Origin of the sequence: Ruminococcus sp. B05, assembly GCF_003628495.1 — a bacterium.
Classification (GTDB): Bacteria; Bacillota; Clostridia; order Lachnospirales; family Lachnospiraceae; genus Schaedlerella; species Schaedlerella hominis.
On the sequence record NZ_RBZR01000008.1, the window covers coordinates 43708 to 64291 of the forward strand.

20 protein-coding genes are annotated in these 20584 nt (G+C 38.4%); 4 read left to right on the forward strand and 16 right to left on the reverse strand.

Annotated features, from left to right (window positions below; all coding sequences use genetic code 11):
• Nucleotides 1-16 precede the first annotated feature (16 nt).
• Complete coding sequence (pcrA, locus tag D8Q48_RS07840; protein ID WP_117989354.1) at nucleotides 17-2263, reverse strand: DNA helicase PcrA; 2247 nt, start codon at nucleotides 2261-2263, stop codon at nucleotides 17-19.
• 83 nt (nucleotides 2264-2346) lie between these two features.
• The gene (locus D8Q48_RS07845) at nucleotides 2347-3171 is read right to left on the reverse strand and encodes an AraC family transcriptional regulator (RefSeq protein WP_117989355.1); all 825 of its coding nucleotides are present in this window, start codon (nucleotides 3169-3171) and stop codon (nucleotides 2347-2349) included.
• Between the two features lie 182 nt (nucleotides 3172-3353).
• Here D8Q48_RS07845 and D8Q48_RS07850 point away from each other — a divergent pair, with 182 nt between their 5' ends.
• The gene (locus tag D8Q48_RS07850) at nucleotides 3354-3947 is read left to right on the forward strand and encodes a DUF1836 domain-containing protein (protein WP_117989356.1); all 594 of its coding nucleotides are present in this window, start codon (nucleotides 3354-3356) and stop codon (nucleotides 3945-3947) included.
• Between the two features lie 51 nt (nucleotides 3948-3998).
• Here the strand turns inward: D8Q48_RS07850 and D8Q48_RS07855 are convergent, their stop codons facing one another.
• Nucleotides 3999-4298 (reverse strand): YerC/YecD family TrpR-related protein, encoded by a 300-nt coding sequence (locus D8Q48_RS07855; protein WP_022075910.1) that lies wholly within the window; start codon nucleotides 4296-4298, stop codon nucleotides 3999-4001.
• Nucleotides 4299-4560: 262 nt separating this feature from the next.
• Between D8Q48_RS07855 and D8Q48_RS07860 the strand changes: the two genes are divergently transcribed.
• From D8Q48_RS07860 to glgD, 3 genes are all read left to right on the forward strand, one after another.
• Nucleotides 4561-5730 carry a hypothetical protein gene (locus D8Q48_RS07860; protein ID WP_121056139.1) on the forward strand — a complete coding sequence of 390 codons (1170 nt, stop codon included), beginning with the start codon at nucleotides 4561-4563 and terminating at the stop codon, nucleotides 5728-5730.
• A 217-nt stretch (nucleotides 5731-5947) separates the two neighbouring features.
• The gene (locus D8Q48_RS07865; RefSeq protein WP_121056141.1) at nucleotides 5948-7087 is read left to right on the forward strand and encodes a glucose-1-phosphate adenylyltransferase; all 1140 of its coding nucleotides are present in this window, start codon (nucleotides 5948-5950) and stop codon (nucleotides 7085-7087) included.
• A gap of 1 nt (nucleotide 7088) precedes the next feature.
• Nucleotides 7089-8204, forward strand: a complete 1116-nt coding sequence (glgD, locus tag D8Q48_RS07870) for a glucose-1-phosphate adenylyltransferase subunit GlgD (RefSeq protein ID WP_117989359.1) — start codon at nucleotides 7089-7091, stop codon at nucleotides 8202-8204.
• A gap of 39 nt (nucleotides 8205-8243) precedes the next feature.
• Here glgD and D8Q48_RS07875 read toward each other — a convergent pair whose 3' ends face one another.
• The 13 genes from D8Q48_RS07875 to rpsB all read right to left on the reverse strand — a co-directional run bounded on the left by D8Q48_RS07875 (nucleotide 8244) and on the right by rpsB (nucleotide 20432).
• Entirely contained in the window at nucleotides 8244-8696 is a 453-nt protein-coding gene (locus tag D8Q48_RS07875) for a winged helix DNA-binding protein (protein WP_022075906.1), read from the reverse strand.
• A gap of 130 nt (nucleotides 8697-8826) precedes the next feature.
• The gene (gene accD, locus D8Q48_RS07880; protein WP_121056143.1) at nucleotides 8827-10554 is read right to left on the reverse strand and encodes an acetyl-CoA carboxylase, carboxyltransferase subunit beta; all 1728 of its coding nucleotides are present in this window, start codon (nucleotides 10552-10554) and stop codon (nucleotides 8827-8829) included.
• Nucleotides 10544-11908, reverse strand: a complete 1365-nt coding sequence (locus tag D8Q48_RS07885; RefSeq protein WP_121056145.1) for an acetyl-CoA carboxylase biotin carboxylase subunit — start codon at nucleotides 11906-11908, stop codon at nucleotides 10544-10546. Before D8Q48_RS07885 ends, accD begins: the two co-directional genes overlap by 11 nt.
• An 11-nt stretch (nucleotides 11909-11919) precedes the next feature.
• Complete coding sequence (gene fabZ, locus D8Q48_RS07890) at nucleotides 11920-12348, reverse strand: 3-hydroxyacyl-ACP dehydratase FabZ (RefSeq protein WP_022075903.1); 429 nt, start codon at nucleotides 12346-12348, stop codon at nucleotides 11920-11922.
• Between the two features lie 34 nt (nucleotides 12349-12382).
• Nucleotides 12383-12829 carry an acetyl-CoA carboxylase biotin carboxyl carrier protein gene (gene accB / locus D8Q48_RS07895; protein ID WP_121056147.1) on the reverse strand — a complete coding sequence of 149 codons (447 nt, stop codon included), beginning with the start codon at nucleotides 12827-12829 and terminating at the stop codon, nucleotides 12383-12385.
• Between the two features lie 48 nt (nucleotides 12830-12877).
• On the reverse strand, nucleotides 12878-14116 hold the full coding sequence (fabF, locus tag D8Q48_RS07900; protein ID WP_117989363.1) for a beta-ketoacyl-ACP synthase II: 1239 nt from the start codon (nucleotides 14114-14116) through the stop codon (nucleotides 12878-12880).
• 28 nt (nucleotides 14117-14144) lie between these two features.
• Entirely contained in the window at nucleotides 14145-14885 is a 741-nt protein-coding gene (fabG, locus tag D8Q48_RS07905) for a 3-oxoacyl-[acyl-carrier-protein] reductase (RefSeq protein WP_117989364.1), read from the reverse strand.
• Between the two features lie 14 nt (nucleotides 14886-14899).
• On the reverse strand, nucleotides 14900-15826 hold the full coding sequence (gene fabD / locus D8Q48_RS07910; protein ID WP_121056149.1) for an ACP S-malonyltransferase: 927 nt from the start codon (nucleotides 15824-15826) through the stop codon (nucleotides 14900-14902).
• On the reverse strand, nucleotides 15819-16799 hold the full coding sequence (gene fabK / locus D8Q48_RS07915; protein ID WP_117989366.1) for an enoyl-[acyl-carrier-protein] reductase FabK: 981 nt from the start codon (nucleotides 16797-16799) through the stop codon (nucleotides 15819-15821). Before fabK ends, fabD begins: the two co-directional genes overlap by 8 nt.
• A 12-nt stretch (nucleotides 16800-16811) precedes the next feature.
• Nucleotides 16812-17039, reverse strand: coding sequence for an acyl carrier protein (gene acpP, locus D8Q48_RS07920; protein ID WP_022075897.1), 228 nt, complete (start codon nucleotides 17037-17039; stop codon nucleotides 16812-16814).
• Nucleotides 17040-17097: 58 nt separating this feature from the next.
• Entirely contained in the window at nucleotides 17098-18063 is a 966-nt protein-coding gene (locus tag D8Q48_RS07925; RefSeq protein WP_117989367.1) for a beta-ketoacyl-ACP synthase III, read from the reverse strand.
• Nucleotides 18064-18591: 528 nt separating this feature from the next.
• Nucleotides 18592-19512: a translation elongation factor Ts gene (gene tsf, locus D8Q48_RS07930; protein ID WP_117989368.1), complete on the reverse strand. Its 921-nt coding sequence runs from the start codon at nucleotides 19510-19512 to the stop codon at nucleotides 18592-18594.
• Nucleotides 19513-19685: 173 nt separating this feature from the next.
• Complete coding sequence (gene rpsB, locus D8Q48_RS07935; protein WP_117989369.1) at nucleotides 19686-20432, reverse strand: 30S ribosomal protein S2; 747 nt, start codon at nucleotides 20430-20432, stop codon at nucleotides 19686-19688.
• Nucleotides 20433-20584: the final 152 nt, after the last annotated feature.

Here is a 20584-nt window from a genome sequence, read left to right on the forward strand (position 1 = left end):
AGAAAAATGAATAACTTTATTCTTCCTTTTTTAACTTTGCAAATGTAGCAAACATCTTCTTTACTCCGGCAGTATCAAATTCTACTGTCACTTCATAATCTCGTCCGCCTTCTACAATATCTTTTACAGTTCCTACACCAAATTTAATGTGTCTCACTCTGTCTCCGATTGTATAATCAAGGCCTTTTTCTTTTGTCACTGCAAATTGCTTTGCCCCCGTCATAAGAGGTGAAGCATATGTAGTAAATGGTTTTTGTGTAAATGCTTGTTTTGCCTGCTTAAATGCTGTTTGAACAGCAGAATCTTTTTCTTCTTTGACAGAAAACAGCTTCTCTTCTTTTTCGAGCAAATCTTCTGGTATTTCTTTCACGAATCTGGATACTCGATTATAATGTGTCTCTCCTCGTACCATACGCATTCTTGCACAGCTCAGCACAAGCTCTTGTTCTGCACGTGTGATTCCTACATAACACAAACGTCTTTCTTCTTCCAGATCTTCCGGATTATCGATACACATATAACTTGGAAATAATCCGTCTTCCATACCTGCCAGGTATACATTCGGAAATTCCAATCCTTTCGCACTGTGCAATGTCATCAAAACAACATAATCCTGTTCTTCATCTAAATTATCAATATCTGCCACTAATGCTACTTCTTCTAAGAAGCCGCTTAATGAAACTTCTTTTTGCTCTGCTGCACAGACTTCCTCATAAGTTGCCACTTTATTAAGCAATTCATCAATATTTTCAATTCTGGCCTGTGCATCTTCCTTATCCTCTGCCTCAAGACTTTCTACATATGCTGTCATCTCAATAATCTCTTTTAACAGATCCGTTAAACTGATTTTTCCAAGTCTGCCTTTGAAATATTCAATCAACGCAACAAATGAATCTAGTTTTGCAGCACTTCTTCCAATCCCCGGAATCAGATCCAGACCTTGCAGTGCTTCATAAAATCCAATTCCTCTCATCTGGGCAGAATCCTGCACACGATTCACTGTTGTAAGACCAATCCCACGTTTCGGGACATTAATAATTCTTCGAACAGCCAGATCATCTCTCGCATTATCTATTGTCTTTAAATATGAAAGTAAATCCTTAATCTCGCGTCTTGCATAGAAATTCACCCCACCGATAATTTTATATGGAATATTGTTTGCCACAAATTTTTCCTCAAAAATACGAGACTGTGCATTTGTTCTATACAAGATTGCGTAATCATTATAATGATTTCCTTTTGTGCATCCACTTTTAATCTGATTTACAATAAATTCAGCTTCATCATATGCTGTATCAAACTCATGCAATTGGATTTTTCCCCCATCTCCTTTTTCCGTCCAAAGAGATTTATCTTTTCGTCCGTGATTATTGCGGATCACTGCATTCGCAGCATTTAGAATATTGCCTGTTGAACGATAATTCTGTTCCAACTTTATTACTTTTGCATCCTTGAATTTCTCTTCGAAACTTAATATATTCTGTATATTAGCTCCTCTAAATTTATAAATGGACTGGTCATCATCTCCTACTACACATAAGTTCTGATACTTCGCTGCTAAAAGGCTGACAAATTTAAACTGCACTGTATTCGTATCCTGATATTCATCCACCATAATATATCTGAATCGATTCTGATAATACTCCAAAACCTCTGCATCCTTCTGGAAAAGCTGTACTGTCTTCATCAGCAGGTCATCAAAATCTAATGCGTTATTCGCCTGCAGTTGTTTTTCATATTCCCAGTATACTTTTGCAATCATCTGTTTTGAAAAATCTCCGACTGCATTCACCTCGTATTCTGCCGGCGTTACCATCTCATCCTTTGCTGACGAAATTGCTCCAAGAAATGTTCTCTCTTTAAATTTCTTTGTATCTATATTCAATTGCTTACATATATCACGCATCAATGTCTTCTGGTCATCACTGTCATATATTGTAAAATTCGTATCATAGCCGATGCGATCAATATATCTTCTTAAAATCCTTACACAAGTGGAATGAAATGTACTAACCCATATACTTTCCGAACCAAATCCAACAAGATTGTCTACTCGTTCACGCATCTCTCCTGCCGCTTTGTTTGTAAATGTAATTGCCAGTATGTTCCAGGGATTTACACCCTTTTCTTCTATTAAATATGCAATTCTGTGAGTCAGCACTCTGGTCTTACCAGAACCGGCTCCTGCCAGAATTAAAAGTGGTCCTTCGGTATGATAAACAGCCTCTCTTTGCTGCTCATTCAATGTATCATATATGCTCATAAAACTCTCCCATCTTATCTTCATTTAACCCAAACTCTTGCTTTTATTATCGAACACACGTTCTTTATTGTCAACTAGAATTTCTACTTCTTTCGCACATCTCTCGGGGAACATCCGTATATCTCATGAAACATTCGGTTAAATAATTTGTAATTCGTAAATCCATTCTCTTCTGCAATCTCCAAAATTCCTTTTTGTGTATTGCAGATATCCTGGTAAATATGCATCAATCGCACCTGATTGACATATCTCAAAAAATTTACCCCCATATTTTGTTTAAAAAAACGACTAAAGTATTCTCTGCTCAAATAAAAATGTGACGCAATCTCTTCCAATGAAATCTGCTCTTTATAATGTAATTCTATATACTCTGTAATTTCTCCCAGCCGTTCCAATATTGTATTGCGCTCTGAAGTTTGTACATGTTCTTCTCTTATTGCAAAATGATTCAAAAGCTCAAAGAATACTTCCATCGCAATAGCCTGACTTTTTAACCGATATCCGACAGGATGCATCACGTACATCGGCGGCAAGCCTTTTAACATCTCACATATTTTTAGATATGCCTCCAACTGTTCTTTTTTTAATTTTTCCCGAGTACAGAAGAAACGATATTTTTCTATATCTGAAACATAATTTTTCATACTGTTTCTCGAAAAATGAATTACCACCATCATTGACGCATTTGCTGTCTTTACTTCATGCATCTGGTTAGAATCCAGCACTACAAAATCTCCTGCAACAACCAGATAGTCTTTTCCATCTATCATAATCGACCCATTTCCATTTAATACGTATATAAGCTCTATTGCAGAATGCCAATGTACCGGATTATATTTTCCTTTTCCTGTATAATAATGAATCTGTACTCCCGTTCGTTCCAACTTGAATAATGGTTCATATATCATCCTTTAGTGCTCCCTTTAAATCCTAGTTCTCTGTATATCTTTTGATAAACAATATTATTATATTAACATATGACACATACATTTTCACGCTTAAAGTTCTTAAAATTCATCCGAAATTCATTTTCAAAAATACTTGCCATCTAGTTTTTAATACTATATAATAGCTATATTGAGGTGATAAAATGACAATAGATTCTAATGATATCTTAAACAGTATTTTAAATAGTATTTCACGCATTGACTATATCCACTCTACTGAGATTCCGAATATGAATCTGTACATGGATCAGGTTACTACTTTAATGGAAGAAGGTCTTTCTTCTACCAAGCGTTATGATGACGACAAGATTTTAACGAAGACAATGATCAACAACTACACAAAGAATAATCTTCTGCCTCCACCGGATAAGAAGAAATATTCCAAAGAGCATGTCTTAGTATTAATTTTTATCTACTATTTTAAAAATATTCTTTCTATTAAAGATATTGAAACTTTATTAAAACCTATTACAGAAAAGTATTTTCATACTGACGAGAATTTATCTATGACAGACATTTATGAAGAAATCTGTTCTGTCCAGAAGTCACGAATCGATTCTCTTCAGGAAGAGTTAAAAACAGCTTTTGCTCGTTCTGAAAATTCTTTTTCTAAAGTTTATGATGGAGATAAAGAGCAACTACAGTTATTTTCTCTGCTGTGCGATCTCAGTTTTGATGTATATGTCAAAAAGCAAATCATTGAAAAATTGCTGGATGAAGTTCATCCACAAGAATAAAAAAACGAGAACTGCTATACACCAAACAGTTCTCGTTTCTTTTTTGTGTCTTTAGTTTTCTTTTTTACTCTCAAGTCGTCTGAACACCATATCATATCCGTCATTTCCATAATTCAATGACCGGTTCACTCGACTGATTGTAGCTGTAGAAGCACCTGTCTTTTCCGCAATCTCAAGATATGTCTTTTTCTCTCTCAGCATCTTCGCAACCTCGAATCTTTGTGAAAGAGACAACAACTCATTAATTGTGCAAATATCTTCAAAAAATGTGTAGCATTCCTCTTTATCCTGCAAACTCAAAATTGCATCAAACAAATAGTCTACTGCCTCTGTTCTTATTTTTTTACTCATATGCCGTACTCCTTTGTTACTCAAAGACTATCTAGTATTTTAACACATTAAATTCATAAAATCCACTGTTTTATCATAATAATGTTCTTAAGATGCAAATATTTTAAATATTTTCTTTAAAATACAATTCCACATTTCGACAATTAACAATACTTTTTCACAATTTTTTCAAAATAACACCTATTTTAACGTTGTTCTTGCTTTCATAAAATGTTATAATGTTCATGTTGTAGAAAATTTATAAAAAATAAGGAGTATACATATGAAGTGTCCATTATGTGGAAAAGATGTTATATTACAGCAGAAACAAGTTGGAACCACTGAGAATGGTGAGCCAATTATGAATCAGTATGCGATTTGCAAAGACTGCAAAAAGCAGTGGAATTTAGATAAACAACGTGCAAAGAAAATGGCAGCTAAGAAAGCAGTTGAAGATGTAAAACAAGCTGAGTCTACTCGCTCAGACGAAGAGAAAAAAGCGGTTAAAAAGGCTCGCCCTGTTAACGGAGAGGACGCACCTAAGAAGCGCCGCCCTGTCAACGAAGACGGAACTCCTAAGAAGCGTCGCCCGGCTGACGGAGAAGCCACTCCTAAAAAGCGTCGCCCTGTCAATGAAGACGGAACTCCTAAGAAACGCCGCCCGACTGACGGAGAAGCCACTCCTAAGAAGCGCCGTCCTGTCAATGAAGACGGAACTCCTAAGAAGCGCCGCCCGGCTGACGGAGAAGCCACTCCTAAAAAGCACCGTCCTATTGAAGAAGAGGCAACTCTCTCTTCTGCTTCCGAAACTACAGAAGAGCAAAAATATGGTAATATCCCACCTCAGCACGTTCGTGCACAGCGAGAACGTGCAATGCGCAAAGGTTACGAAGATATGCTTTCAACAGATCCATCCTACAGATCAAACAAGATTTCTAACACGGATGATCTTTCGGATTTGAAGCAGCGTACAATGAATGCATATGATGATATTAATGATGATGATGACTGGGATGATGAATATGAACCAAAAGCCAGATTCCGCGTCTTACGTGTTCTTTTAGGAATTCTCTCTATCGGAGGTTTTGGTTTCTGTGTTTATTCTGCACTAATGGCAGGTCTGGATGGTATTCTATCCGGCGATACAGCTTCTGCTGGTATGACTTATGCCATTCTTGCAGCATGTATGTTTGTATCTGCACTGTTATTATTAATTATGCAGAAGTCAAATTCTGTTTTTGCTTTCATTCTACCAATGCTGTTATATCTTGGTGGCGGTGTATATGCATTTATGAAACGTCAAGGAGAAGCCAATCTTTTGTATTGTGCAATTGCAGGGCTTGTTCTTGCAGTAATTTTCTTGATTCTTACAATTGCATCCAGAGGAGATTCTGATGATTATGATTCGTCAGATGACTATGATGACCCATTTGAAGATGATTTTGATAATTAATTTCTAACCTGAAAATCCCATTAGCTATGTAGTTTTACAATTCTCATGGTTAATTGGGATTTTTGTGTCTTTTATATATCTTTTCCCGATTTTTTCGAAAATTTTTGGTATTTTTTCTCAATTTATATGGTATTTTTTCTCAATTTATATGGTATTTTCTGTCATTTCATAGTATAATATATTTATCTTATGAAAAAGCAATATGGGAGGATACTCAATGAAACAAAATAATATGCTTGCTATGATTTTAGCTGGTGGACGCGGCAGTCGTCTTCATGATCTGACAAACAAAGTCGCTAAGCCGGCCGTATCTTATGGGGGAAAATACCGAATCATTGACTTTCCACTTAGTAACTGTGCGAACAGTGGAATCGATACTGTAGGAGTGCTTACCCAATATGAATCAATTCTTTTGAATAGTTATGTTGCTGCAGGAAGACGTTGGGGTCTGGATGCAAAAAACAGTGGTGTTTATGTACTTCCACCACGTGAGAAAGCAGACACTGATCTGGATGTTTATCGTGGAACTGCAGATGCCATTTCACAGAACATTGATTTTATTAACAATTATAATCCGGAATATGTTCTTATTCTTTCCGGAGACCATATCTATAAGATGAATTATGCAAAGATGTTGGATTATCATATCAAATCCAATGCTGATGCTACAATTGCTGTTATTGAAGTCCCAATGAAAGAAGCCAGCCGTTTTGGTATTATGAACGCTGACGAAGACGGACGTATTGTCGAATTCGAAGAGAAGCCTGAACATCCAAAGAGCAACCTTGCTTCTATGGGAATTTATATTTTCAACTGGAAGCTACTTCGTAAGATGTTACAAGCTGATATGAAGGATGCTAATTCGAGCCATGACTTCGGTAAAGATATCATTCCGCAGATGCTTGCAGATGAAAAACGTCTCTTTGCATATAAATTTAAAGGCTACTGGAAAGATGTAGGTACAATTGATTCTTTATGGGAAGCTAACATGGACTTACTCGATCCTAAGAATGAATTAGATCTCAATGATCCTTCATGGAAAATTTATACAGAGGATTCTACTACTCTTCCTCATATTTTAGGACCAAATGCTAACATTAACAAAGCATTTATTACTCAGGGATGTGATGTCGATGGTGAGATTACAAACTCTGTATTATTTACGAGTGCAAAAGTAGCAACCGGTGCAAAAGTTATTGACAGTGTACTGATGCCTGGTGTTGTTGTTGAAGAAGGTGCCGTTGTAACCCGTGCCCTTGTCGCAGATGGTGTCCACATTGGTAAAGATGCCGTTGTTGGAAGCGCAGACAGCGAAAATATTGAACTTGTAGCAAAACGCGTAAAGGGGGCAGAATAATATGTGTGACGCATTAGGAATCATTAACTTCTCCAGAAGTCAGATTCACGTGGAAGGACTTCAGGATTACCGTTCAATCGGAGCATTTTCTTTCTTAGGAAGATATAGAATGATTGATTTTCCACTTTCAAATATGACAAACAGTGGAATGGATCAAATCAAAGTATTTCTTAACAAACAACCACGTTCTTTAGTAGAACACCTTGGTACAGGTCGTCATTATAATATCAATTCAAAACGTGGAAATCTTCATATACTATTTTCTGAAGGTGAACGAAAGAATTCATTGTATGACACTGATATTGCAACATATTTAGATAACTTATCTTACATAGAAGAAAGTCCTTTTGACTACGTGATCATTGCTCCTAGCCACATGATATTTAAACAGGATTTTGATGATCTTATGAATAAACATGTTGAATCCGGAGCAGATATCACATTGCTTTATCATACAGTAGATAATGCAAATGAGAGCTTTTTCAATTGTGATATTTTAAATTTGAATAAACAAAAAGGTGTCCTTTCTATTGAAAAGAATCGTGCAACTGCAAAGAACCGCAATATTTTCATGGATACTTATGTTATGAGAAAAGATTTGTTCATCGATTTACTTAAGAAAGGGGCATCACATTCTGCATTGTATACACTTCCGCAGGTAGTTAATCATGCTTGCCAGGAATTTGATGTACGTGGAATTTCACATCGTGGATACTTTGCTGCTGTTACTGACTTAAAGAGTTATTTCGATGCAAACCTCTCTTTACTGGATGCAAAAACAAGAAATCTTCTTTTCGAAGAGGATTGGCCAATTTATACAAGAACCAGTGATTCTTGCCCAACAAAATATTTAGAAACAGCCAGTGCCCGCTCTTCTATCATCTCAAACGGATGTACTATTGAAGGAGATATTGAGAACAGCATTATCGGACGTGGATGTAATATTAAGAAAGGGGCTGTATTAAAGAACTGTGTTGTACTTCCAAATGTAACAATCGGTGAAGATGTGCATGCAGAAAATCTGATCATTGATAAGTACGCTAAACTGATTCATGCAAAAGAAGTAATTTGCAAACCGGAACAGCCTGGATATATTAAGAGAAACGATTGTATCTAACCATTATATTACATTTTTCTAAGGCAAAAAGAGAAGCGATTAATTCCGCTTCTCTTTTTGTTCGTATTGATAGAAAAATTCACTGAGTCCATTTAATGTTTTAACAAGAACTCCTATCTCTTCTTCATTTAATTGTCTCATCACTGCATCTGTCATCTGCTCATGATATTCTGCATGATGATGATATGCTTTTCTTCCCTTTTCAGTCAGATAAATATTTACGACACGACGATCTTTCTCTCCTCGTTTTCGTTCAGTATATCCTTTATTTACAAGCCCGTTCATAGAAGTCGTCAAGGAACCAACTGTTACTTTTAACTTTGCCGCAATAGAGGACATATTTCCTCCATCAAGTCCAACCGCCTCAATGATGTGCATATCATTATTGGTGATATCTTTATATTCTTCTGTAATAATTGCCTCTTCTTCCAGCTGCAATATCTCATTAAATAAATGTACAAGAACATCGTTTATTATCTTTCGGTTATCCACAGCGTTCTCTCCTGTCTTTTCTATTGTTTAAGACATATTCTTTTCAAACACATCACTTTTGTTTTAATATGTCTTATCTTCTCCAATCCAATATAGTATAACACGTTGACAAGATGGAAACCACTATTTTTTAGATATTGCGGAATCGTTTATATCGGTGTTGAACCAATTCTTGTTTTGACAATGCTTTATATTTTTTCAGAAAACAATTTATTTTCTCATTCATGTTATCTTTAAGCTGCATCATATTTTCTCTGGTGAGCGGTTCTTCTTCTCGGATAATCTGTTCAATAATTCCGAGATCTTTTAAATCCTGTGCTGTCATCTTCATCACATCCGCCGCTTCTTTTGCTCGTTTACTGTCCTTCCACAAAATAGAAGCGAAGCCTTCCGGTGACAAAATGGAATAAATTGCATGTTCCATCATCCAAACTTCATCTGCGACTGCAAATGCAAGAGCTCCACCGCTTCCGCCTTCACCAATCACAACAGATAATACCGGAACTTTCAATCCTGACAATTCATATAAGTTTCTGGCAATTGCTTCTCCTTGTCCATTTTCTTCTGCTTCAAGTCCACAGAACGCACCTGGTGTATCAACAAAACAAATTACCGGACGGTTAAATTTTTCAGCCTGTTTCATTAAACGAAGAGATTTTCTATATCCTTCCGGAGATACCATTCCAAAACGATGTGCAATATTTTCTTTTGTGCCATGCCCTTTTTCCTGAACTAATATCGTTACCGGCTCTCCATAGAATTTTGCAACTCCTCCTATTACAGCCGGATCGTCTCGATACAATCTGTCTCCATGCATTTCCATAAAATCTGAAAATAGTAATTGAATATAATCTTTTCCTGTCGGTCTGTTTTTATCTCTTGCAAGCTGCACATGATCCCATGCACTCATTTTATCCTGACATTCTAAGTCATTTTCCACTGCCGTCTGCATCTGCTCTTTATTTTCTACAAATTCAGTATTATCCTCTGTTTTTGTTATATGCATGTCTAAAATTTTTGATAAAGTAGAGCGCATTTCTTTTCTCTCTACGATTGCATCAATAAATCCATGCTCTAATAAAAACTCTGAACGTTGAAATCCTTCCGGCAGCTTTTGCCCAATTGTCTGCTCAATCACACGCGGCCCGGCAAAACCAATCAAAGCACCTGGTTCTGCTAAAATAATATCTCCAAGCATTGCAAAGCTTGCTGTCACTCCACCCGTCGTAGGATCTGTCAGGACACTGATGTATAAAAGACCTTCATCGCTATGACGTTTTAATGCAGCTGAGGTCTTTGCCATCTGCATCAAAGATACAATCCCCTCTTGCATTCTGGCGCCTCCTGAACATGCAAAAATAATAATCGGAAGTTTTTCTTCTGTCGCTTTCTCAACCGCGCGTGTGATCTTTTCTCCCACAACTTCTCCCATACTCGCCATCATAAAACGACCGTCACATACAGCAACTACTGTAGGTATTCCGTTAATATTTAATTTACCTGTAACAACAGCCTCATCCAGGCCTGTTTTTTCTTTTAATTTATCCAGCTTTTCTTCATAGCCTTTAAACTGTAACGGATTTCTTGTCTGCAATCCTTTATCCCATTCCTCAAAACTATCCGGATCTGCAATCATTTGAATTCTACGATATGCATGCATACGGAAATAGTTCTGGCAATGTGGACAAATATAATTATTTTGCTTAACCTCTTCTACAAATACTGCGGTTTTACAAGCATTACATTTTTTCATCAAACCATCCGGTACTTCTGGTTTTCGTGCTGAAAATCTGGTTTTCTTCTCATTTACTGCATCATTTTTCACAGCAGTTCTTTTAAACATATGCTTAAATTTCATTGATATTTACTCCTGCAATTACATGCGTATTTAAAAATTCAATGTCAAAATTACCTGCCTGATAATCTGGATTTTGTAGTATCTCAAACTGATAATCGACATTTGTATCAATTCCCTCTATAATAACTTCGCCAAGAGCACTCTGCATTTTCGCAATGGCATCTTCTCTCGTTTTACCGCAGACAATTAACTTTGCCAGCATGGAATCATAATATGGTGAAATATGATAGCCACTGTAAATATCCGTATCTACACGGATTCCCTGACCTCCCGGTAAATGTAGCTCTGTAATCTGTCCCGGAGAAGGCCGAAAATGTTTCATTGGATTTTCTGCATTGATTCTGCATTCAATTGCATGTCCCTGGATTTTAACATCTTTCTGTGTGATTGAAAGTGGTTCTCCTGACGCGATTTTTATCTGTTCTTTGATGAGATCCAAGCCTGTCACACACTCTGTTACCGGATGTTCCACTTGTATACGAGTATTCATTTCCATAAAATAAAATTTTTCATTTTTCTCTAATAAGAATTCAATCGTTCCGGCATTTTCATAATGAGCCGCTTTCGCTGCCTTCACTGCTGCTTCTCCCATTTTCTGTCTTAATTCTTCAGAAACCGCTGCCGAAGGAGATTCTTCTATCATCTTCTGATGATTTCTTTGGATAGAACAATCACGCTCTCCAAGATGAATTACATTTCCTTTTGAATCAGCCAGAATCTGAAATTCAATGTGTCGCGGATGTTCTACAAAATGCTCTATATACATGGTTTCATCTGCAAATGCCATCTTTGCTTCCTTTTGTGCTGTCTGAAATGCTTTTGTAAATTCATTTCCTGAATATGCAACACGCATTCCTTTTCCGCCGCCTCCAAGAGCTGCTTTGATAATAACCGGATAACCGATTCTTTCTGCCTCTTTTAATCCTGTTTCCACATCCAGCACAGACTCATCTGTTCCCGGAATGACAGGCACACCTGCACTTGTCATTGTGTTTCTGGCTTCCTGCTTATTTCCGAGACATTGGATTACGGAAGAATTTGGCCCTACAAAGGTGATTCCACATTGTTCACACAACTGAGCAAATTTTGCATTTTCAGACAAAAATCCAAATCCAGGATGAATTGCATCTGCACCTGTCACCATCGCCGCACTGATAATACTTTCCATATTTAAATAACTCTCTGATGAAGCACTCGGTCCTATACAGACTGCTTCATCTGCCAGCTGTGTATGGAGGCTTTCCTGATCTGCCTCTGAATAAACAGCTACAGACTCTATCCCCATTTCTCTGCATGCACGAATAATACGCACCGCGATTTCTCCTCTGTTGGCAATCAATAATTTCTGAATCATACTTCAACACCTTATCCAATCATAAATGTCAATTCTGCTTTTACTGCAACTTTTCCATCAACAGTCGCAATTGCTTCTCCAATACCTACCGGTCCTTTTTGTTTAATAATTTTTGTTTCCAGACGAAGCTTGTCTCCTGGAACGACCTTTCTTTTAAAACGGCATTTATCAATTCCTCCAAAGAACGCAATCTTCCCTTTATTTTCTTCCTGCGAAAGAATTGCAACTGCTCCGGTCTGCGCCAGCGCTTCTACGATCAAGACACCTGGCATTACCGGCTGCTGTGGAAAATGTCCTTTAAAAAAATCTTCACGAAATGTTACGCATTTATATCCGACAGCATATTCCCCCGGTACATAATCTTCAATATAATCCACTAATAAAAATGGATGTCGATGAGGAATGATTTCCTCAATCTGTTTTACATCTAAATGATTCATCTACATTTCCTCCATCTGCCATTTATCAAGACCTCTACTCAACGCAAAATAACGGCTGTCCATATTCTACCGCATCTCCATTTTCTACATAAATTTCGACTATTTTTCCATCAAAATCGCTTTCAATATCATTCATCAGCTTCATTGCCTCAACAATCGCAACGACCTGTCCTTTTTTTACCGTATCCCCAACACTTACAAATGCAGGTGCATCTTCGGCAGGGGCTGCATAGAATGTTCCAACCAACGGAGATTTAATGATTTTTCCTTCTGGTACTACTTTCTTTTCCTGCTGCATAGTTGTTACTGTGTCATCTTTTAAAATAATCTGTTCTACATTTTTTTCTGTTGTATTTGTCCCCAATACAACTTTTTTCCCTGCCTTCATTGAAATCTTTGTGTCTCCATTTTCATAATGAAAAGAAGACAATTCCGAAGCAGAGACATGATCTATTAATTCTATAATCTGTTCAAAATCCATATTTATCCCCTTACATATCACTCTGTATACACCATATGAAATGAATTTTTATGCTTCATATTTTTTAATCAATATACTTCCATTATGCCCGCCAAATCCAAGTGAATTACTCATCGCATATGTAATTTCCTGTTCTGCCGGTGCTCCAACCATATAATTCAAATCAAGCTCCTCATCCACTTCTTGCGTTCCGACTGTCTGGTGGATAAATCCATCTAAAATAGATTTTACACAGACAATAAATTCTACTGCTCCTGCTGCTCCAAGCAGATGGCCAATCATAGACTTTGTAGAATTGATTTTTAAATTTGATGCTGCATCGCCAAAAGCTGCCTTCACTGCACGTGTTTCAAACAAATCATTATGATGTGTGCTTGTACCATGTGCATTGATGTATTCAATCTGTTCCGGTTTTACATCTGCTTCTTTCATTGCATCCACCATAGCCCTTGCTGCACCGCTTCCATCTTCTGCCGGTGATGTAATATGGAAAGCATCTGCTGTGGCACCGTATCCTACAACTTCTGCTAAAATTTGTGCCCCTCTTGAAACTGCATGCTCTAATTCCTCCAGAACTACAATTCCTGCACCTTCACCCATAACAAATCCGTCCCTGTCTTTATCAAATGGAATCGATGCTCTCAGTGGATCATTACTTTCTGACAATGCTGTCAGGCTGGTAAATCCAGCTACTCCTATTGGACAAATGGAACTTTCTGTTCCTCCTGCCAACATCACATCCGCATCGCCATACTGGATTGCACGAAATGCATCCCCAATGCAGTGTGTACCTGTCGCACATGCTGTTGCCACATTTGTACATTTTCCACGTGCACCTACAGCGATAGATACATTTCCTGCTGCCATATTTGTAATCATTTTAGGAACGATTAACGGATCCACTCTCGATGGTCCTTTTGTCAGGATTTTCTCCACTCCGGCTTCCGCTGCCTGCAGGCTTCCCACTCCAGAGCCAACGATCACGCCGACACGAAACGGATCTTCTTTTTCTATATCAAGACCTGCATCTTTTACAGCTTCCATTGCTGCTGCAACTGCATATTGCGAGAACAATTCCATTCTCTTTGCTGTTCTAAATCCAAGGATATCTTTTCCCGAAAAATCTTTTACTTCCGCAGCTATTTTTACTTTGTAATCTGTTGTATCAAATCGTGTGATTTCACTGATTCCAACATGTCCTGCTTTGATGCCACTCCAAAAAGATTCTACATCATTTCCAATTGGTGTAATCGCACCAAGCCCTGTTACTACTACTCTTCTTTTCATAATGCCTCCATCTATTGTTCGTACTCTTCTACATTGCCATTCCGCCATCTACACACAGCACTTGCCCTGTAATATATCCGGCTTCCTCAGATGCCAGAAATGCTACTGCCTTTGCTACGTCTTCCGGTCGTCCAAATGTTCCCATTGGAATCTGTGTCTTCGTTAATTCTTTTACTTTTTCAGAAAGTACCGCTGTCATATCTGTCTGAATAAATCCCGGTGCAATTGCATTAACTGTAATATGTCTGGATGCAAGCTCTTTTGCCGCAGATTTTGTCATGCCGATAATTCCTGCTTTTGATGCCGCATAATTTACCTGGCCTGCATTTCCGTGTAAAGCAACTACCGATGCAAGATTGATGATCCTTCCTGATTTCTGCTTTAACATTGGACGTGCCACATGATGAATGCAGTGGAACGTTCCTTTCAGATTGATATCGACTACCTCAGAAAAATCAGCTTCGCTCATACGCATCAGCAGACCGTCTTTTGTAATTCCTGCATTATTTACAAGAATATCAATCCTTCCATAAGTTGATACAATATCCTCTATAAATGCCTTGCATGCCTCGAAATCAGCCACATTACACTGATAAATCACTCCATCTCCACCCTCATTTTGGATTGTTCTCAACGCTTCCTCTGCTTTTTCTTTTGAACCATTGTAATTTATAACAACAAAAATACCCTGTCTTGCGAGTTCTAGGGCAATTGCTTTTCCTATTCCTCTAGATGCTCCTGTTACAATTGCAATTTTCTTTTCTGACATAGTCTGTAACCTCTCTATTTTCTACTACATTCTTGTACGACTTTCTCGATATCCTCTATTGTCTGTACATTGTATACTTTTACATTACGATTAATTTTTCTCATAAACCCTGCAAGTGTTTTTCCTGGTCCGATTTCTATAAAAGTATCCACACCTTCTGCTATCATCGCTTCTACACTTTGCTGCCATTTTACAGGTGATGAAATCTGTTTTGCCAGAAGACTTCTGATTTTCTGATGATCCTTTACAAATTCTGCTGTTACATTTGTAACGTATGGGATTTGCAATTCAGAAATTGTCACTTTTTCTAATACATCCGCAAGTTTCTCACCCGCTTCTTCAAGCATTGCTGAATGAAATGGTCCGCTTACATTTAACTGAACTACTCTTTTTGCTCCTGCTTCCTGCAATTTTTCGCCGGCTTCTTCTACGGATTCTTTTTTTCCTGTGATTACAATTTGTCCCGGACAGTTATAATTCGCTACACTAACATCCGAAATTGCGTCGACTACTTCATCAATTTCTTCCGCTGTCATACCAAGAACCGCTGCCATTGCTCCTTGCCCCGCCGGAACTGCCTGTTCCATAAGGATTCCTCGTTTTCTTACAGTCGTAATCGCATCTTTCACGCTGATTGCCCCAGCTGTTGCAATAGCACAATACTCTCCAAGACTTAACCCTGCCGAAATATCCTGTTCAATTCCTTTATTTCGTAATACATCTGCCATTGCCAGACAAGTGGTTACTAATGCAGGCTGCGAATACTCTGTCAGATCCAGCTTATCATTTTCCTCAAAGCAAAGTGTTTTTATATCCAGGTCAAGCCATTCGCATGCACTGTCAAATATTTCTTTTACGTTATCAAATGTTTCATAGAAATCTTTACCCATGCCCACTTTTTGTGCTCCCTGGCCTGGGAAAATAAATGCAAGTTTATTCATGGATTTTAGTTCCTTTCAATAAATATTCTGCCTCATTGTTTAACTTTTGGATAAGCTGTGCACAAGTCATTTTTTCTTTTACCATACCGGCGCTCTGACCTGCCATTACGCTTCCTGTCGTAACATCTCCTTCAACAACAGCTTTTCTAAGACCACCCAGTGTCATTAATTCCAGCTCTTCAAAAGATGCTCCTGCTGCTTCTTTCTTTAAGTATTCTCTTGTCATCTGATTGCGAAGTGCACGCACCGGATGACCTGTTGTTCTTCCTGTAACCTTAGTATCGATGTCTTTCGCTTTCAGAATACGCTCTTTATAATTTTCATGAACCTGTGACTCTTCTGTAACAACAAAATGAGTTCCTACCTGAACAGCTTTCGCACCGAGCATAAATGCTGCCGCTACACCACGACCGTCTGCTATTCCACCTGCGGCAATAACCGGAATTGAAACTGCATCTGCTACTTGTGGGACAAGCACCATCGTTGTAGATTCTCCGATATGCCCTCCTGCTTCACAGCCTTCACAAACAACAGCATCTGCTCCACATCGTTCCATACGGACTGCCTGCGCTACGGAAGCAACCACCGGAATTACCTTCACACCAGCTGCTTTCCACATCTCCATATATTTTTCCGGATTTCCTGCACCTGTTGTAACAACCTGTACGCCTTCTTCAACGATTACTTTTGCAACTTCATCGGCATTTGGATTAAGCAACATAATATTTACTCCAAATGGTTTATCTGTCAGTTTCTTTGCCTCTCTTACCTGCTCGCGTACCCAGTCTGCCGGTGCACTAGATGCACCGATAATGCCAAGTCCTCCTGCCTCAGATACTGCTGCGGCAAGGTGATATTCTGCCACCCATGCCATTCCGCCTTGAATGATTGGATATTCAATTCCAAGTAATTCGGTAACTTCCGTTTTCATATAATTAATTGCCTCCCGTATGTCTGCGCTCTTACTTTGCATCAATCAAATTTTCTATGCCTGCAATTTTTCTACTTCTTTTTCGATATCTCCAAGTGTCTTAATATTTTCTAATTCTTCTGTCTCGATTTTTACGTCGAACTCTTCTTCGATTGCCATTACCATTTCAAACAGATCAAGTGAATCTGCTTCCAAATCCTCTTTAAATCTTGTCTCTGCTGTCAATGAATCTACATCTACTCCTAATGAATCTGCTACGATTTCTTTAATTCTTTCCATCATGATTTTAATCTCCTTTTTATTTCCATTTTGTTTTAAATTTGATAGTCTTATTTATCTACTACCACTGGATCAGGCTTGCTCCATATGACAGCCCTGCTCCAAATCCTGCAAGAACAAGATAGGTTCCTCTTTTTAGTCTTCCGCTTCGATTCAACTCATCTAATAGAATCGGGATACTGGCCGATGACGTGTTTCCATATTCTTCCATATTTGTTGGGAAATATTTTATGTCCACTTTCATTCGTTTTGAAACAGATTGCACAATCCGCCTATTGGCCTGATGTAAGATAAATTGGGAAATATCCTCTACATTTTTTTCTTCTTGTTTTAACAGTTCTCCAATTGCCTCCGGTACTTTCGATACCGCAAATTTGAATACTTCACGTCCATCCATCTGGATAAATGTTTCTTTTGCACAAGACTGACTTTCATATTGTTTTTGATTGCGACATTCAACCGTTAAAACTTCTCCATCACATCCTATAGACTGTGAATACTGTGCGTATCTTCCTTCTTCTGATGCCTCTAACACAACTGCACCAGCTCCATCGCCAAACAAGATACATGTGCCCCTGTCTTTCCAATTCACCAGATTTGATAAGCTCTCTGTACCAATTACCAAGACTTTAGAATAAATTCCCTGTTTGATGTAAGCTTGCGCGGTATTCAGTGCAAATAAGAATCCTGTACATGCTGCATTCAGATCAAAACACGTAGCGCGTTTTGCCCCTATCATTGCCTGTACTTCACATGATGTACTCGGCATAATCCTTCCTGGCGAAATTGTTGCAACCAAGATCAAGTCAATCTCTTGCGCTGAGACATTGGCATCTTCCAGTGCCTTCTTTGCTGCTTCTGCTGCCATATATGCAGTTGTTTCATTTTTTCCTGCTATGTGGCGTCTTGCCACACCAGTACGTTCCTGTATCCACTCATCACTGGTATCAACCAATTGAGTTAACACTTGGTTATCCCACACTTCTTTTGGAATATAGGAACCTGTTCCACTTATTCTTCCTACCATAGTCCTCTTCCTGTTGCCGGTCATAATCATCTGATTAGCTCATTTATGAACAGCAACTTCTTTCTGTCATTTATTTTTGTTTTAAAATATTTTGACTATCAAATTATATCATTATAAAAGTATTTGTCAATATGTTTTTGTGATATTTATTAATTTTGGTAGTCGCTATCCGTGCGTCGCACGATAAATATAAAAAGTGCCTCACGACATCCGCACAAGCACTCTTAGCTCGATTCCGCTTCACTTCATCTCGCTATCCGTGCGTCGCACGATATATTAAAAAGCACCTCAAGACAGCCGCACAAGCACTCTTAGCTCGATTCCGTTTCACTTCATCTCGCTATCCGTGCGTCGCACGATATATTAAAAAGCATCTCAAGACAGCCGCACAAGCACTCTTAGCTCGATTCCGTTTCACTTCATCTCGCTATCCGTGCGTCGCACGATAAATATAAAAAAGAACCCTCGCTCACAAGTAAACTTGTGTCGAGGGTTCTTTTTTATATTTACCTTGCTTGTGCTAGACGCTTACATTCCAGCCTGAGCTGCAACTTCTGCTGCGAAGTCGTCAACTTTTTTCTCAAGACCTTCACCTGTCTCGAAACGAACGAATTTCTTAACTGTTACGTTAGCATTGTTCTCTTTAGCTACTTTTTCTACATATTTAGCAACTGTCAGATCACTATCCTGAACGTATACCTGGTCAAGCAGGCAGATTTCTTTCATTTCTTTGTTAAGACGTCCAATGATCATCTTCTCAATGATGTTAGCTGGTTTCTCTGGATTCTCTTTCTGAGCCTGAGCAAGAAGGATTTCTTTCTCGTGGTTCATGAAGTCTTCAGATACTTCTGCACGTGATACATATTTTGGAGACATAGCTGCAACCTGCATTGCTACGTTTCTTAAGCAAGCTTTGATGTCATCATTAATAACATCTGTATCAGCTTCAACTAAAACACCAATACGTCCGCCACCGTGGATATAAGATACTACACATCCGTCTGTTACAACTTTCTCAAATCTTCTGATGTTCAGATTTTCTCCGATTACAGCGATTTTCTCAACAAGAGCTTCTTTTACTGTCTTTGTTGTATCAGCTTCCCAAGCCTCAGCCATAAATGCATCCATATCTGCTGCATCTGTATCTGCTGCCTGATTAGCTACTGCTTCAACAAATGCCTGGAAATCAGCATTCTTAGCAACGAAGTCTGTCTCAGAGTTAACTTCTACGATAGAAGCTACTTTATCATCTTTTACTACAGTTTTAACAATACCTTCTGCTGCAATTCTTCCTGCTTTTTTCTCAGCTTTAGCCTGTCCGTTCTTTCTCAGGTATTCTACTGCTGCATCCATATCACCATTTGTCTCACCAAGAGCTTTTTTGCAGTCCATCATTCCTGCACCTGTCATCTCTCTTAATTCTTTTACCATGCTTGCTGTAATTGCCATGATCTTATCCTCCATTTTTATACTTTTTAAGGAATACTAATTCTTTAGTTTCCATTATTACATATGTTTGTCCATATAGTAAACCCACTTTTGCAAATTTTTTCTATATGAAACAATTTGGGAATGAAAAAATGCTTCAGCCTGATTAATCAGGCTGAAGCATTCGAGTCATCTTACTCTTCTACAGCCTCTTCAGCTACTGCTTCCTCAGCATCTTCATAATATGCTTCTTCTGCTGCTCCCTGGTTTGCTTCGATAACTGCATCAGCCATCTTAGAAACGATCAGTTTTACAGCTCTGATTGCATCATCATTACCTGGAATAACGTAATCCAGTTCTTCTGGATCACAGTTTGTATCAGCGATACCGATCAACGGAATTCCCAATGTGTGTGCTTCCTGTACGCAGATTCTTTCTTTCTTAGGATCTACGATAAAGATAGCGTCTGGGATTCTCTTCATCTCTTTGATTCCGCCAAGGTTTTTCTCAAGTTTAGCCCACTCTTTTTTCAACTCAATAACTTCTTTCTTTGGCAGTACATCGAATGTTCCGTCTTCTGCCATTGTCTCGATGTCTTTGAGTCTCTTAATACGGCTCTGGATTGTCTTGAAGTTTGTAAGCATACCTCCAAGCCATCTCTCATTTACATAGTACATTCCACAACGCTCTGCTTCTGTTTTAATAGCATCCTGAGCCTGTTTCTTTGTTCCTACGAAAAGTACTGTACCACCATTAGCTGCGATATCAGCAATTGCCTGATATGCATCGTCAACCATTCCTACTGATTTCTGCAGGTCGATGATATAGATACCATTTCTCTCTGTGTAGATGTATGGAGCCATCTTAGGGTTCCATCTTCTTGTCTGATGTCCAAAATGAACACCTGCTTCTAAAAGCTGTTTCATTGAAATAACGCTCATGTTACTTTCCTCCATTTGGTTTTAATCTTCCGCATGTTTATCTTTATTCCCCAAGACCATCTCACATTTCGTGAAATTAGGCACCAGAAAGGGCAATCCGCATGCGTGTTTTTTCGCAACGATAATAGTTTAGCATAAACACTTATGAATTG